Below are 15,128 nucleotides of genomic sequence, written 5' to 3' on the forward strand. Positions count from 1 at the left end.
AGCTTGTGATCAGGTGACGACCATGCTCAAACTTGTCTCAACCCAACCCGATGCTCCGGCTGAGCTGATCAGCCAACACATTGCCGACCATGCTCCGGCCATCGCCCTCAGTGCTCTGGGCACCATCAACGGTAATGTCAATTACGACTCGATGAAAGTCACTGTCACCGAGCATCTCCATGAATGGTGGAAGCTATCTGTCCCCTCTGGTTCTCCTGACGACCACTACGAATCCACTTACTGGTATCTAATTCACCTGCTGGAATCCTTAGAAGAGCACGAATTATTGGGCAATAACTTCATGCAATATAAAGTCTCGTCGGCTGCGCAGTTCTTACTTGGTATTGGCGAGCGACAGGAAAAAATGCAGGGGATCCGGCCATAGCCTAAGGCTTACCAACAGTTGAGCGCTTTACCTCCCACCGGCTTTGTTTCTGCAGTACACAAGTTTCATACTTTGCCACCACCTTTTACTGTATTTTTACTTAATTACTCGGTAGCTTGCGGGTATACCCTACCTGCTTGGGGTTATACTACTGGCTGCTAATCAGAAAGACCTGAGGGATCCATGGAGCAATCGATTGAAAATGAAAAACTTGGCTGGCGCGTCTATCTAGAGAAAAAAGTCCTAATCATGCTGGCACTGGGCTTCTCGTCTGGCCTGCCCTTGCTGTTGGTATTTGGTACCTTATCTTTCTGGCTCCGCGAAGCCGATGTCAGCCGCACCGATATTGGCTTCTTCAGTTGGGTCGCCCTCGCCTACGGTTTCAAATGGGTCTGGTCACCGCTGATCGACCGTTTCCCTATTCCGGTATTGTCTTCACTGCTGGGCCGCCGTCGCGGGTGGATGGTGTTCTCGCAATTGCTGATCATTGTCTCGTTGGTCGGCATGGCGGTCAGTAACCCACAGGGCGATTTAGTTCAGTTGGCCATTTTTGCCGTCATCGTGGCTTTTTCCTCGGCCTCGCAAGATATCGTGATCGACGCCTACCGGATTGAGTTGGCCTCCGAGCGGTTGCAGGCAGCTCTGGCTGCCGCCTATATGACAGGCTACCGCCTAGCGATGATCATGGCAGGCGCTGGCGCACTGGCCTTTGCCGCCTGGTTTGGCTCCAACACCGGCTATGATCCCGAAGGCTGGAAATATGCCTACTTCATCATGGCAAGCCTGATGGGGGTTGGCCTCATCACCGCGCTGTGCATCCACGAACCCACCATCGACAGCTCAGAAATCGACAATGTCGAGCAAAAGTACCGCCAGCAGCTCATCGACAAAGGCACATCCCCACGCATGGCAAGGCTTATGGCTTGGTTCTATACCGCAGCGGTCATGCCATTCAAAGATTTCTTTGACCGTTATGGCAAACAAGCCTTGCTGATTCTGGCCTTGATCGGCTGCTACCGGATCTCCGATGTAGTCATGGGCGTGATGGCCAACGCCTTTTATGTCGATATGGGCTTTACCAAAACCGAAGTGGCCTCGGTATCGAAAATCTATGGTGTGATCATGACGCTGCTAGGCGCAGGCCTTGGTGGCATTCTTGTCAGCAAGTATTCCACCATGCGCATTCTTGCCCTGGGAGCCGTACTCGCCGCCATCACCAATATGGCCTTCATGGTCTTTAGCTACATCGGTAATAGCCTTCCAATGCTAACCCTGGTGATCTCTTTGGATAACCTCAGTGCCGGTATCGCAACAGCCGCTTTCATTACCTTTATGTCGAGCCTGACCAATGTCGCATTTTCTGCGACACAGTACGCGTTATTCAGCTCCATCATGTTGCTGTTCCCGAAATTCATTGCCGGATTCTCGGGCCTTTATGTCGACATGTTTGGATATAATATCTTCTTTTTCACCACAGCCCTGATCGGCCTGCCGGTACTTGGGCTGATTTATATCGTCAACAGACACTCTGAGGCACTGACCGCAGAGAGCAATTAGCAACAATAATTCGCTCGCTCCCAAGTCAAATCCTGTTAAAAAGGAAGTATTCTGTTGAGCATGAATACTTCCTTTTTTATTTATCCCTATTTCCATGCTGTAAATAGATAGCAAATCGGCGCTTAGAGTGTGCTCTTCACACTTAGTTCAGAAAAATTACCATAAATCGCATGAAAAACACGCTAAAGATCACTTTTCGCCATAAATGTAATGGATTACAACCGATCGAGATCACATTTGGCAAAGGATTGCGCAATCGTTACATTCACAAAGGTGACATAAAGCAATAAAATCTCCGCCAACAGAACACGGGCAGACAAAAGTCCGGTCTTAAAACACAATTAGCGAGAGTTCACCCCATGCGTAAATCACTAGTAGCACTAAGCGTTCTAGCTGCTTCTGCTGTTCCAGCAGTTAATGCGGCAGATTACTCTGACGACATCCATAAAAACGACTACAGCTGGTCTCAATTCAACCTGATGTATGCTTTTGACGAGCTACCAGGCGAATCAAGCCACGACTACCTAGAAATGGAATTCGGCGGTCGTTCTGGTATTTTCGACCTATACGGCTACGTTGATGTGTTTAACCTAAGCAACAGCAGCAGCAGTGACAAAGACGGTGCAGAAAAGATCTTCATGAAGTTTGCACCGCGTATGTCTCTTGACGCAGTAACGGGCAAAGACCTGTCTTTCGGTCCAGTGCAGGAGCTATACTTAGCAACGCTATTCCAGTGGGGTGGTAACGCGGGTAATACAGGTGTGATTACAGATCCTGAAAGCGGTAAGCCAATCCTGGGTGAAGATGGCAAAGTACAATACGGTGCTAGCCAAGGTGTGAACCAAGCATTTGTGGGTATTGGTTCTGATGTGATGGTGCCATGGTTGGGTAAAGTGGGCCTAAACCTTTACTCTCTATACGACCTAAATGAAAAAGACTGGAACGGTTACCAAATCTCTACTAACTGGTTCAAGCCTTTCCACTTCTTCGACAACGGCTCATTCATCTCTTACCAGGGTTACATCGACTACCAGTTCGGTATGAACAATGATGTTCCAGGTCTAACAACGTCTAACGGCGGTGCAATGTTTAACGGTATTTACTGGCACTCTGACCGTTACGCAGTAGGTTACGGTCTTAAATTGTACAAAGACGTATACGGCCTTAAAGATGGCGGCTTCGCAGGTAAAACATCTGGTGCTGGCCACTACGTAAGCGTAACTTACAAGTTCTAAGCTACCGCTAACGTGGTTAGATAAAAAGCACCTTCGGGTGCTTTTTTTGTGCCAATTTTCTTCCACTCATCCCCACCTCTCAAATCTAAGATAGAAATTACTTTCGAGACACACCGTCTTTGTTGTTCATTTATTGGACATTTTTCTAGCTTCTAGATTTTCATACGCAAGATCCTTGCCGCAGTTGCAAGACAACCTCCCAACCAAAAACCGTTCCGCTAGCCTTTAATTAGCACTGGACTACGCCAGACAACATGGCAACCCAGCGCTCAACAGGCAATGGCAAATGGCTAGCGAGACAATATCATGTATAAGACCCTAACCGCTTTGAGTATCACAGCAGCATTAATACTGCCGACAACCAGCTTTGCTATCGATTATTCAGACGATATCCATAAAAACGATTACAAATGGCTGCAATTCAATCTCATGTACGCCCTCGAAGAGCTGCCCAGATCACCTGATGCACGCTCCGGCCATGATTATTTGGAAATGGAGTTTGGCGGACGGTCCGGGATTTTTGACCTCTATGGTTACGTCGATGTCTTCGATTTAACCGACCACGATGCCAGTGACAAACAAGATGGGGTCAAAATATTCATGAAGTTTGCCCCCCGTTTATCCCTCGATGCAATGACCAAAAAAGATCTTTCTATTGGCCCCTTCCAAGAGTTCTACATTGCAACGTTATTTAACTGGGACGGCGGTTACAGCAAAGAAAGTGACTTTCCGCCAGTCAACAACTCCTTCTGGGGGATAGGGTCAGATGTTCAAGTACCTTGGTTTGGCAAGGTCGGTCTCAATCTTTACGGTCTTTATGATATCAACAACAAAGACTGGAATGGCCTTCAGATATCGACCAACTGGTTCAAACCTTTTTACACCTTTTCCAATGACAGCTTTATTGCCTACCAGGGGTATATTGACTACCAATTCGCCGCCGATGACACCTTCAAAGGCAACTCACAAGCTAATGATGGTGGGGTGATGTTCAACGGGTTTTACTGGCACTCAGACCGTTACGCTGTCGGTTACGGCTTCAAACTATTTTATGACGTATACCTAATAGAAGACACTAACGACTTTGAATCTACTGGTATCAGCCACTATTTCTCCGTTACCTACAAATTCTAACTAATTGATAGATAGAACCTGAACCTACCTCCGCTCAAGGAAGAGCGGAACACTCCCAGACCTTCAGCCATAAATGTTATCATCGCACTACAGAAGCATATACACGGAAGCACGTTGTGAACATTTCCATTATAGGGGCTGGTGCCGTTGGCAGGCTTTGGGGTTGCAAACTTGCTGGCAAGCACAGAGTCCACTTCTGGACCCGTGACGATAGCCAACAACTGACGATTCACCTATCCGGTGCTGAAGCGACAAGTGCAATTACACCAGAAGCCACCTTTCAGTTTGACGCGAACCAACCCGATTTACTGACCAGTAGTGAACTGTTGTTAGTGACCGTCAAAGCCTTTCAGGTCGAAGCCGCTATTCAAGCGATTAAAGCCCACCTGAATCCAGATACCACTATCGTTATCATGCACAACGGTATGGGTAGCCAACAAACCGTGTTGGATCTGTTGCCGGACAACCCTATCATTTACGCAACGACCGCACAGGCTGCGTTCAGGCCTAATGAACAAGACATCGTTCATACTGGCATTGGCCCTACATTGCTCGGACTAGTCACAACCCGAGCTATCACAACACGGGCAATCACATCTCGCACTGTCGATTATCAATCACTAGGGCAGCTATTCGATAATGCCCTCCCCCCTTGCCAGTGGCAGGACGATATTAACCAACCGCTATGGCGCAAGCTGGCGATTAACTGTGCGATAAACCCGTTGACCGCCCTTCACAACTGCAACAACGGTGAACTGGCGAGAAAAGAGTTTGATGGCGAAATAGCTGGGGTTTGCAAGGAAGTTGCCGAGGTGATGACTGCGGAAGGGTATCCGGTTACGGCTATTGAACTAAGACAACAGGTCGATACGGTGATAAATGCAACGGCCGATAACTTTTCATCAATGAACCAAGATGTTTGCCATCAAAGGCAGACCGAAATCGACTATATTAGCGGATATCTCATTGCCCGGGCGGCAGCGCATAATATCTGCGTGCCTTACAACCAACGCCTGTGGCAGGCAATAAAAGATTTGGAGAAACATTACCATGACCAATGACAGCACCAACCAGAAGCCGATCAAGGTTGCCGTGTGTATCGCACCGGGCACCGAAGAGATGGAAGCGATCACCACTATTGATATGCTGGTCCGCGCTGGCTTTTCTGTTACAACAGCCAGTGTTGCCTCAGACGGTGCCTTGATTATGGAAGGCTCGCGCGGCATCAAGCTGGTGGCCGATACGGCTCTGGTCAATATTGCCGATGAACCTTTCGACGGTGTGGTGCTACCGGGCGGGGTTGGCGGTGCGGAGTGTTTCCGCGACAGCCCGTTGCTGGTTGAGTTCGTCAAACAGCACAAATACGACGGTAAGCTGATTGCGGCTATCTGTGCTGCCCCAGCCTTGGTACTTGAGCACCACCAGCTTTATCCTGAAGCGCTGATGACCTCGCACCCGAGCTTCCATGACCAGATCCCAGCCGAGCGCCTACGCACCAAACGCGTGGTTTACGATGTCAACAACCGTCTGCTGACCAGCCAAGGTCCGGGCACCGCGATGGAGTTTGCTTTCGAGATCATCAACCACCTCGCAGGCAAAGAAAAAGCCGCCGAGGTCGCAGAACCAATGGTGGTATGGCCGAACATGCACTACACCGTTCTGCCGAGGAAATAGGGCATTCCCCAACGATAGGCATAAAAAAACGAGAACCATTTGGTTCTCGTTTTGGTTTTTGGGGCCAGAGGCTATGGGCTATGGGCTATGGGCTATGGGCTATGGGCTATGTTAGAACGCTCATAGTACCAACTTAACTTAAAGCTTTTGCTCTCGCTTTCAGCTTTTCCTAGAGCCTATAGCCGCCTTTTCCCAGCACCTGCCTCTAAGGACGATACACCTTGACGTTGTCGAAGCCGTTCTCTTTCAGGTATAGCGCCTGAAGACGGCTCATTACGCCTCGGTCACAGTACAGCAGGTAAGTCTTGTCCTGCGGCAGGTCACCGAACTGGGTAGCCAGTTTGTAGAACGGAAGGTGCTTCACATCGACATTGTCGATTTCAAGCGGATTCTCGTCTTCCTCATCCGGGCTACGGATATCCAGCACAACAGCATCAGTTTCGATCTGATCAACCAGTTCGATTTCCGGTGCTTGCTCCTGGCTTTCTTTTTCGATATCACGGATATCAATCACACGCGCCTCGGTTACCACTCGCTCAAGTACAGTGAAATCGAACTTCGCTTCCTCGGCTTCCAGCTTCTCTTTCACCGCCTTCACCGTCGGGCTCTTGGAAATCACACCACAGAACTCAGGCATAGTTTTGGCGAAATCTTCGGTACCGATCTCACGCGCAACATCAATGATGTCTTCTTTGTCCCAGTTGATCAGCGGACGCAAAATAAGCGTGTCAGTCACGTTGTCGATATGACGAAGGTTAGTCAGCGTCTGGCTCGATACCTGACCCAATGCTTCACCCGTTACCAGCGCTTCGATACCAAAGCGCTCGGCAACCATGCCAGCGGCACGCATGAACATACGCTTAAGCACCACGCCCATCTGGCCGTCATCAATGTTTTCAAGGATCTCGCCGACAACCGGTTCGAAGTCGATGGCAATAAACTTCACCTTAGCGGATGAGCCGTATTTCTTCCACAAGAAGTGGGAAACCTGCTTCACGCCAATTTCGTGCGCAGGTCCACCTAGGTTGAAGAAGCAGTAATGCACCTTACTACCGCGCTTGATATGCAGGTAGCTAGAAACACCCGAGTCAAAACCACCGGAGATCAGGCTTAATACGTCTTCCTGGGTACCCAGAGGGAAACCGCCCAAACCTTTATGGCGGGCTAGGATCTGGTTTAGCTTGTCGTTCTGAACTTCGACACGCACCGTCACATCAGGGTTTTTAAGCTTCACCGACGCAGACTCAATTGCTTGGTTCAAGCCACCACCGACATAGCGCTCAAGCTCAATCGAGGTAAAGTCATGCTTACCGGTACGTTTGGCACGCACACAGAACGTCTTGCCATCTAGGCTGTTACCAACATGGGCCAGTGTCTGCTCATAGATATCGTGCAGATCGGTAAAATCCGTCTGCTTCACTTCCAATGTGTGGTGAATACCCGGAGTCTGGGTCAAGACTGCCAGCACTTCATCGCGCAGGCTCTCGTCTTTTGGCACCACTTCAATGTGACTGCGGCGGTTGTATACCGCAATAGAATCAGACAGACGCTGAAGGATAATGCGAATGTTACATTCTAAGATTCTGGTAAAACGCTTACGTACGGATTCACTCTTTACGAAAATCTCAGGATGGGGTTTAACGATAAATTTCATAACACGCTTCGCTACACTGGGCCAAACAATACCAAAAAGGATCAAAGGCGCGGATTATACAGCAAGCAGGCTGTTGCTGAAACAAGGATATATTTAAATATAGTGTAGGCATATTTTCATTTGCTGTTAGCCAGTTGCTCATAACCAGATAAAACAAAGGCCGCTTCCTGTTTGGGAAACGGCCTGTAAAACATCCTTAATCTGGCTTACTGAGCACTTCGGCTGGAAATTTCTTCGCTGTAGTGCGGTTCGCCTTGCATGATAGAAATCTCTACCCGCCGGTTGGCCTTGCGCTCTTCCGGGGTACGGTTTTCGTTCAATGGCTGGGTACCGGCCAGACCAACAACTCGCAATCGCTGGGAGTCAAACCCGTCGACCTGCTCCATTTCCTGAGCTACAGATACCGCCCGTTGGGCAGAGAGATCCCAGTTGGAACGGTAGAGCTCAGAGTCCAGCTTCTGGTTGTCGGTATGGCCACTGACCCTGATAACCCCAGGGACATCTTTCACCAAGTCAGCAACCTGGCGGACCAGTGGCCGGAACTTGGGCTGCAAGAAAGCCGACCCTTCAGGAAAGGCCCCTTTCTCCTTAATACGGATAACCACCTGCTGGCCAAGATTCTCGACCTCGATAGCCCCTTCTTCCATCTCCCGGTTAAGAGCCTGCTTGAGCACTTCCAACAGTTGCTCCTGGGCTTCCGACATTTCCGATTCATTGTTTTGGTTCTGCTGGGTGGCGATTTCGGCACTTTGCCCACCGGTCAGCTTACCGGCATCGCGCTTGGTACCACCGGCACGGTCGGAATCCCCTTCATGGAAATCCAAAGTACGCTGGGTCATGTCGATGGTCTGCTGCATGATCACCTCAATCGGTGTCGGCTCAGGACGCCCAGGGCGGAACTCCTGGGCGATGACACTGGTACCTTTAGGGATATCTTTGACTTCCAGCATATTCTGCACACCGAAGGCAAACTTCATCGAACCGGCAATCTGCTTGAACTTGAGCACATCCATCTCGGAAAATGACAGCAGCAGAACAAAGAAACACATCAGCAGCGACATCAAGTCGGCGAAGGTACCCATCCATTGCGGCAGGCCCGGAGGGGGGCACTTATGTTCTTCTTCCATCAGCCCTCCCTAGTCGTCAACGTTGATTGAACGTTTTTTCTCGTTGAGGTAGTTCTTCAGGTAGCTGTCGATCACCCTTGGGTTCTGGCCATCCTGGATTGCCAGTACGCCATCGAGGATCAGACGGCGATTAAGCTTTTCCTCATCCTTACGCAGCCCCAGCTTGGCCGCAATCGGCAACATCACCATGTTGGCCAAGATCGCACCGTAGAGTGTGGTCAAAAGCGCAACGGCCATTGCAGGGCCGATAGATTTCGGATCGTCCATATTCGAGAGCATGGCAACCAGGCCGATAAGAGTACCGATCATTCCCATGGCAGGGGCAACATCGCCCAGCGCTTTGAAGATACTGATCCCCTGCTCGTGGCGTTCATTGGTCAACGCAATGTCTTTTTGCAGGGTGGCACGCACCACGTCGGCATCGTGACCATCCACCAGCAAATCCACGCCCTTGCGCAGGAAAGTGTTGTCCACTTCCATCTCTTCAAGGGCAAGGAAACCGCCTTTACGGGCCGCATCGGCCATCTCGACGATCTTGGCAATCAAGTCTTCCGGGTTGTCGTTTTTGAACATGAAAGCCTTGACGGCAATCTTGGTCGCACCCAGAAACTGCCCAACGCTGTACTGCATCAGCGCGACAAACAGGGAGCCACAAAAAACAATCAGAATAGACTGGGTGTCAACGAACATGCCAAAGCTGCCACCTAGCACCATGGCCATGATGACAAAAGCAAATGCCCCAATTAATCCTATAAGGGTCGCCAAATCCACTTGGTAGTCTCCAGTTCGTTGCACTCGTAAATCAATATCGAGCGAACATTGTATCTAGCCCCTAGCGACCTTTCAAAGCCACAATGCCAAAAGGGCTGCATTCGTTCATTATTCGTGCTCTAGGTGACTTCCGTATGAAGCAATCACCATCAGCTTGCTTAACTGCAACTAGTTATCGGCACTTTGCTGCTCAGGTTTAGTCTTGTGCTGATAAAAAATGAAAATTCCTGTCTGTGACACAGATTACTGTGAGATAATTTGACCCAGATTACGCTCTACGCTATTTTTCGAGCACTTATATAAGAAACGACATCATTATGGCAGCCAAGAAACCAGAAAACATGGCCTTTGAAGCCGCACTGGATGAACTAGACTCAATCGTCAATGAATTGGAATCCGGTGACATTGCGCTAGAAGACGCGCTGAAAAAATTTGAACGCGGCATTGCGCTTGCCCGCACCAGCCAGCAGAAGCTCACTCAAGCCGAACAACGCGTTGAAATCCTGCTGCAGGCAAATGACGAAGCACCTCTGACCAAATTCGATGCAAATAATGAATAACACGCCATCTCTGTCGCAATCCCTTCAGTTTTATCAAACACGCAGCAACCAGCAGCTGGGCCAGTGGATTGACGCCCAGCCATTTGCCGATTTGCCGCTGATAAAAGCGATGAAGCACGGCACCCTGCTCGGTGGTAAGCGTGCCCGTCCGTTCTTAACCTACGTGACCGGTGAAATGCTCGGAGCCGATGTAGCCAGTCTTGATACGCCTGCAGCGGCGGTTGAGTGTATTCATGCCTACTCGCTGATCCACGATGATCTGCCAGCCATGGATGATGACGACCTGCGCCGCGGCCAGCCAACTTGCCATATTGCGTTTGATGAAGCGACAGCTATCCTAGCGGGCGATGCATTGCAGACGCTGGCGTTTGATATTCTGGCCTCTGGCCCGTTGAGTGCTGACGGTGAAATCAACCGGGTAGCAATGATCAGCGAGCTGGCCAAAGCCTCCGGTGCCAGCGGCATGTGCATGGGACAAGCCCTTGATTTGGATGCAGAAGGCAAACAAGTCGGCCTTGAGCAGCTGGAAACCATCCACCGCCACAAAACCGGTGCGCTGATCCGCTGTGCGGTCCGCCTCGGAGCTATGGCCGCGGGTGAAAAAGGCCTTGCCGTGCTGCCCCAACTCAATGCCTATGCCGATGCAATTGGTTTGGCGTTTCAAGTCCAAGACGATATTCTTGACGTAATAAGTGATACTGAAACCTTGGGCAAGCCGCAAGGTTCAGATATCGAGCTGGAAAAAAGTACCTATCCTGCTCTTCTCGGGTTGGATGGCGCCAAGGCAAAAGCTCAACAACTGTACCAACAGGCACTACACGCATTGAGTGCAATACCTTACAATACAGAACAATTAGAAGTTTTTGCCCGATACGTCATCGAGCGCAATAACTAAAAACAGCAAAGCGCCGTGAATGTTATGACACTGGATATTTCGAAATACCCTCATCTGGCGTTGGCCAACACACCAGATGAATTACGCCTGCTGCCTGCAGAAAGTCTGCCGGCAGTATGCGACGAGCTACGTACCTACTTATTAAACTCTGTCAGCCAGAGCAGTGGCCACTTTGCCTCTGGACTGGGCGCTGTCGAGTTAACCGTTGCTCTGCATTATGTTTACAACACCCCTTTTGATCACCTGATCTGGGATGTTGGCCACCAGGCCTATCCGCACAAAATCCTTACTGGTCGTCGTGATCAGATGCCAACAATCCGCCAGAAAGGCGGGGTGCACCCTTTCCCGTGGCGTGAAGAAAGCGAATACGACGTGCTGTCAGTCGGCCATTCATCGACCTCGATCAGTGCCGGGCTGGGTATGGCAATTGCCGCGGAAAAAGAAGGTATGGGCCGCAAGGTTGTCAGTGTCATCGGTGACGGCGCTATCACCGCGGGTATGGCTTTCGAGGCAATGAACCACGCTGGTGGTGTGCATTCGGATATGCTGGTGATCCTCAACGACAACGAAATGTCTATTTCGGAAAATGTAGGTGCCCTGAACAACCACCTGGCTCGTTTGCTTTCAGGTAACCTGTATACCACCATCCGCGAAGGTGGCAAGAAGGTCCTGTCGGGCGCTCCACCAATCAAAGAGTTGGTCAAGCGTGCCGAAGAACATCTTAAAGGCATGGTTGTCCCTGGCACCATGTTCGAAGAGCTTGGCTTCAACTATATCGGTCCGATTGACGGCCATGATGTTGAAGAGCTGGTCAAAACCCTCAAGAACATGCGTAACCTCAAGGGGCCGCAGTTCCTGCACATAATGACCAAGAAAGGCAAGGGCTATGCCCCAGCCGAAGCCGATCCGATCAATTACCACGCGGTGCCTAAATTTGATCTGACCCAGAACCCAATTCCAAAAGCGAAAAGCCAGCCGACCTTCTCCAATGTCTTTGGCGATTGGCTGTGTGACATGGCCGAGCAAGATGAAAAGCTGATGGCGATCACCCCTGCCATGCGCGAAGGTTCTGGTATGGTGCGCTTTTCCAAAGAGTACCCGTCGCAGTATTTCGATGTGGCAATTGCCGAGCAGCATGCCGTGACACTGGCAACCGGTATGGCCATTGGGGGCTACCACCCGGTTGTGGCAATTTACTCGACCTTCCTGCAGCGTGGCTACGACCAGCTGATCCACGATATCGCCATTATGGATCTACCGGTTATGTTTGCCATTGACCGCGGTGGTCTCGTTGGCGCAGACGGCCAGACTCACCAAGGTGCTTTCGACATGAGTTTCATGCGCTGCATCCCGAATATGGTGATCATGGCACCAAGCGACGAAAACGAGTGTCGCCAGATGCTCTATACCGGTCACATGCACCAAGGCCCAAGTGCGGTACGCTACCCTCGCGGCAGCGGCACAGGTATTGCGCCAGAGCGGGAAATGACAGCATTGCCGATCGGTAAAGGCATAGTGCGCCGCGAAGGTGAGAAAGTAGCTATCCTGAGCTTCGGCACCATGCTGGGCTATGCATTGGAAGCTGCCGAAAACCTCAATGCCACCGTCGCCGACATGCGCTTTGTCAAACCGCTTGATGAAGCACTGATCCTTGAGCTGGCTGCCAGCCATGATGTACTGGTGACGGTGGAAGAAAATGCCATTGCCGGTGGGGCCGGTAGTGGTGTCAATGAGTTCCTGATGAAACAGAAGATACTCCAGCCAGTGCTTAACATCGGCCTGCCAGATCGCTTTATCGAACAAGGCACCCAAGCCGAGCTTCACGCCATGCTGGAGCTCGACGGACCAGGTATCGAAAAGCAGATCCGCGCCTATATCGGCTGAGCGGTCTCCCAGCCGGTTACAGCAGGCCCCTAACTCAATGCCCCGAGCACCCTTTGTTGCTTGGGGCGTTTTTTATTTACCGTTGCGCTTCCCTGCCACAACGTTTTTCAATATCACGCCCTGATAACCGGCAAGTTTAACTCTCTTTACTGGCGGTCCTAAACTGCCATCAAAATTCACTTGTTGGTAGTCGTCACCAAGACGGACCTCCAGCGGCTCTGCCGCGAAAAAGGCGGTATTGTTGCGCTCCCTTATCCCACGGTAGAGAACCAAGCCTTTGCTATAGCGACGGGCAATAACGCCTTGGTTAGGAAAACCTCCAAACCAGCCACTACGCTGCAGCCAATACCAACCTGATGGCTCCAGCGGGATCCCATCGATAGCCGCAGCAGCAGAGTCAGCCTCTTTTCCTTTGTTATTAAACACCACCAGCTCTGCCCCTGACGGGGCTGGCTCGGGAATACCAAGGTCGACACCCAGCATCGCTGTCGGCTGGTACGCAATATTCTTGGCAATGCCCGGCTTCGCCCAGTTATTTGAGTCGGTATGGCCACTGCCATAGCGATAGCTTTGGTTCCAACTGTGGTAATAGGTCTGGCCGGGAATATTGAACAGGTAATAGAGTGCCAAGCCCGTTTCGATATCCGTCTGCCATGCCGAAGGGCTAGATGGTGACAACTGGCTTCTCCCCCCTTTGGTTGAAGCCATGATCAGGCTTTTGTCATGTTGGCCTGCCAAGGCGAAGTTATCCCAATAACGCTGAAGCCGTCCCAGCCCAATCGCTGGGGTGAGGTAATGCTCGCGAAGCCAGACATCGATCACCTCCCGCAATTCTGGAGGCCATGGCGCATAGTGCCACAGATTAAGCTCGGAAATATTCGCCGCCAGCCACTGGGTACCGGTTAGGGATTTAACCTGCTGGAGAAAGCCTGCGAGCTGCAAGGCATACTCATATTCCGCCTGCTGGCTACCGGCAACATACGGCAGCTCTTGGATTTTACCGCCTGACAGCACCTTGAACTGATTGCTCCCGAGCAGTTTTGCCATGTCATCATTGTAGGCACCGGCCAGCCCTTGCTGCTGCCAGTCATGTTGGTACCACTGGGCGTGGAGTTTATTGATTGCACCATCGAGGAAATTGACCCGATACCAACAGGTTCCCGGCCACAGATAACCGGCGGGAATGAGCCTGGCCTGATGACGAAAACGTGCCGATGCCTTGCGATTGGCACGCGTGGCAAACTCGCGTTCATCGACATAACCATCGCTATTCTTGTCATTAACTGGATCCCAGCCCGGAATAGCTAACGCCTGCTGTTCTTCAGTTCGGATCAATTCAAGCCACGGGACAATGGACAGGCTTTCGACCCGGCTGGCTTGTTGCCACGACAGCGCCAGCATCCACACCCTCAAGCCTGCTGCCAAGCCCGGCTCACCACTGTTGAGCTCTCGGTCTTCAAAACGAGGAAAGGTACTCTGCCAATGCTGCTTGAGTGTAAACTGACCAAACTGAGAACCTGTGCCCCTGTTATCATGCCAGCTAACTGCCAGCGGCTGCCAATGGCCAACGTTTCCTGATTCATCGGCAGCATGACGTAAAAAATCAGGAATGGCGGTGGCATTAAGCTCAAGAGAGTCAAAAGGATATGAGGAGATCAGAATCAGCTGGTCACCTGCTTGCAATTTTATCGGTAACCTCGCGGTCGAATATTGATTATTACGAATAAGGAGCAAATGATAAGGCTGTCCTTCAAGCAAATAATCCAACCCTCTACTGGGTTTATCTACTAGCAGCTCAGTATCTTGTGCAAAGTGCAGGTAAGCATCTTCTATATCGGCTCCTGACTGAAACGCCTGCTGGCTTAGCCATGCTTCTTGCTTGCCCGGGCGGCAGTCGAACTTATGGGCATACATGTAGCCCATCGCCTTCATTTTCTGGTTCATCGCCCGGTCTTGCATGCTGCCAAACACTACATCGGCATGCTGGCTTTCCCACGCTTTCAATTGCCCGGCGGTGACAGGGCTACCGTCGACTACTGTGTCTTGCCAGCTGCCAGGCAATACCCACGCCGTCCCGGTCGATGGATACACTTGGGCCAGACTGTCCGGCGACAACAATAAAAGCCCTCCCAACCACACCACCGTCCTTAGTACATTCACCTGAATCTCCCTTTCCCTCTAGCCTCTAGCCTCTAGCCTCTAGCCTCTAGCCTCTAGCCTCTAGCCTCTAGCCTCTAGCCTCTAGCCTCTAG

Annotated in this window: 13 protein-coding genes; 9 read left to right on the forward strand and 4 right to left on the reverse strand. The window is 50.9% G+C overall.

Annotation, left to right across the window (positions count from 1 at the left end; all coding sequences use genetic code 11):
• Nucleotides 1–22 precede the first annotated feature (22 nt).
• The 6 genes from R2X38_RS19615 to yajL all read left to right on the forward strand — a co-directional run bounded on the left by R2X38_RS19615 (nt 23) and on the right by yajL (nt 5,985).
• Complete coding sequence (locus tag R2X38_RS19615) at nt 23–385, forward strand: hypothetical protein (protein ID WP_317524031.1); 363 nt, start codon at nt 23–25, stop codon at nt 383–385.
• Between the two features lie 183 nt (nt 386–568).
• A complete protein-coding gene (locus R2X38_RS19620; protein ID WP_317524032.1) occupies nt 569–1,942 on the forward strand; it encodes an AmpG family muropeptide MFS transporter in 1,374 nt (457 codons plus the stop codon).
• Nucleotides 1,943–2,301: 359 nt separating this feature from the next.
• A complete protein-coding gene (locus tag R2X38_RS19625) occupies nt 2,302–3,177 on the forward strand; it encodes an outer membrane protein OmpK (RefSeq protein ID WP_317524033.1) in 876 nt (291 codons plus the stop codon).
• A 306-nt stretch (nt 3,178–3,483) separates the two neighbouring features.
• Complete coding sequence (locus R2X38_RS19630; RefSeq protein ID WP_317524034.1) at nt 3,484–4,311, forward strand: outer membrane protein OmpK; 828 nt, start codon at nt 3,484–3,486, stop codon at nt 4,309–4,311.
• 116 nt (nt 4,312–4,427) lie between these two features.
• Nucleotides 4,428–5,372 carry a 2-dehydropantoate 2-reductase gene (panE, locus tag R2X38_RS19635; RefSeq protein ID WP_317524035.1) on the forward strand — a complete coding sequence of 315 codons (945 nt, stop codon included), beginning with the start codon at nt 4,428–4,430 and terminating at the stop codon, nt 5,370–5,372.
• Nucleotides 5,362–5,985, forward strand: coding sequence for a protein deglycase YajL (gene yajL, locus R2X38_RS19640; protein WP_317524036.1), 624 nt, complete (start codon nt 5,362–5,364; stop codon nt 5,983–5,985). Before panE ends, yajL begins: the two co-directional genes overlap by 11 nt.
• A gap of 205 nt (nt 5,986–6,190) precedes the next feature.
• On the opposite strand, the gene thiI is transcribed toward yajL, so the two are convergent.
• The 3 genes from thiI to pomA form a co-directional block, all read right to left on the reverse strand.
• Nucleotides 6,191–7,639 carry a tRNA uracil 4-sulfurtransferase ThiI gene (gene thiI / locus R2X38_RS19645; RefSeq protein ID WP_317524037.1) on the reverse strand — a complete coding sequence of 483 codons (1,449 nt, stop codon included), beginning with the start codon at nt 7,637–7,639 and terminating at the stop codon, nt 6,191–6,193.
• A 206-nt stretch (nt 7,640–7,845) separates the two neighbouring features.
• Nucleotides 7,846–8,766 (reverse strand): flagellar motor protein MotB, encoded by a 921-nt coding sequence (locus R2X38_RS19650; RefSeq protein WP_411185571.1) that lies wholly within the window; start codon nt 8,764–8,766, stop codon nt 7,846–7,848.
• 9 nt (nt 8,767–8,775) lie between these two features.
• Nucleotides 8,776–9,537 carry a flagellar motor protein PomA gene (gene pomA, locus R2X38_RS19655; protein WP_317524045.1) on the reverse strand — a complete coding sequence of 254 codons (762 nt, stop codon included), beginning with the start codon at nt 9,535–9,537 and terminating at the stop codon, nt 8,776–8,778.
• Between the two features lie 317 nt (nt 9,538–9,854).
• On the opposite strand from pomA, the gene xseB reads away from it, so the two are divergent.
• Genes xseB through dxs form a run of 3 tightly spaced genes read left to right on the forward strand, consistent with a single transcriptional unit; the run spans nt 9,855 to nt 12,876 of the window.
• Nucleotides 9,855–10,097: an exodeoxyribonuclease VII small subunit gene (xseB, locus tag R2X38_RS19660; RefSeq protein WP_317524038.1), complete on the forward strand. Its 243-nt coding sequence runs from the start codon at nt 9,855–9,857 to the stop codon at nt 10,095–10,097.
• Nucleotides 10,090–10,992 carry a (2E,6E)-farnesyl diphosphate synthase gene (gene ispA, locus R2X38_RS19665; protein ID WP_411185573.1) on the forward strand — a complete coding sequence of 301 codons (903 nt, stop codon included), beginning with the start codon at nt 10,090–10,092 and terminating at the stop codon, nt 10,990–10,992. Before xseB ends, ispA begins: the two co-directional genes overlap by 8 nt.
• Before the next feature lie 24 nt (nt 10,993–11,016).
• Complete coding sequence (gene dxs, locus R2X38_RS19670; protein ID WP_317524039.1) at nt 11,017–12,876, forward strand: 1-deoxy-D-xylulose-5-phosphate synthase; 1,860 nt, start codon at nt 11,017–11,019, stop codon at nt 12,874–12,876.
• Between the two features lie 72 nt (nt 12,877–12,948).
• Here the strand turns inward: dxs and R2X38_RS19675 are convergent, their stop codons facing one another.
• Nucleotides 12,949–15,036 carry a hypothetical protein gene (locus R2X38_RS19675; RefSeq protein ID WP_317524040.1) on the reverse strand — a complete coding sequence of 696 codons (2,088 nt, stop codon included), beginning with the start codon at nt 15,034–15,036 and terminating at the stop codon, nt 12,949–12,951.
• Between the last annotated feature and the right edge of the window lie 92 nt (nt 15,037–15,128).

Source organism: Photobacterium rosenbergii (genome assembly GCF_033022775.1).
In the GTDB taxonomy this organism is placed as follows: Bacteria; Pseudomonadota; Gammaproteobacteria; order Enterobacterales; family Vibrionaceae; genus Photobacterium; species Photobacterium rosenbergii_A.

Excerpts from the sequence above, each read along its gene's own strand:
- yajL (WP_317524036.1), top strand. The coding sequence starts at position 5,362 with ATGACCAATGACAGCACCAACCAGAAGCCGATCAAGGTTGCCGTGTGT.
- R2X38_RS19630 (WP_317524034.1), top strand. The coding sequence starts at position 3,484 with ATGTATAAGACCCTAACCGCTTTGAGTATCACAGCAGCATTAATACTG.
- R2X38_RS19620 (WP_317524032.1), top strand. The coding sequence starts at position 569 with ATGGAGCAATCGATTGAAAATGAAAAACTTGGCTGGCGCGTCTATCTA.
- dxs (WP_317524039.1), top strand. The coding sequence starts at position 11,017 with ATGACACTGGATATTTCGAAATACCCTCATCTGGCGTTGGCCAACACA.
- xseB (WP_317524038.1), top strand. The coding sequence starts at position 9,855 with ATGGCAGCCAAGAAACCAGAAAACATGGCCTTTGAAGCCGCACTGGAT.
- thiI (WP_317524037.1), bottom strand. The coding sequence starts at position 7,639 with ATGAAATTTATCGTTAAACCCCATCCTGAGATTTTCGTAAAGAGTGAA.
- R2X38_RS19625 (WP_317524033.1), top strand. The coding sequence starts at position 2,302 with ATGCGTAAATCACTAGTAGCACTAAGCGTTCTAGCTGCTTCTGCTGTT.
- R2X38_RS19650 (WP_411185571.1), bottom strand. The coding sequence starts at position 8,766 with ATGGAAGAAGAACATAAGTGCCCCCCTCCGGGCCTGCCGCAATGGATG.
- ispA (WP_411185573.1), top strand. The coding sequence starts at position 10,090 with ATGAATAACACGCCATCTCTGTCGCAATCCCTTCAGTTTTATCAAACA.
- R2X38_RS19615 (WP_317524031.1), top strand. The coding sequence starts at position 23 with ATGCTCAAACTTGTCTCAACCCAACCCGATGCTCCGGCTGAGCTGATC.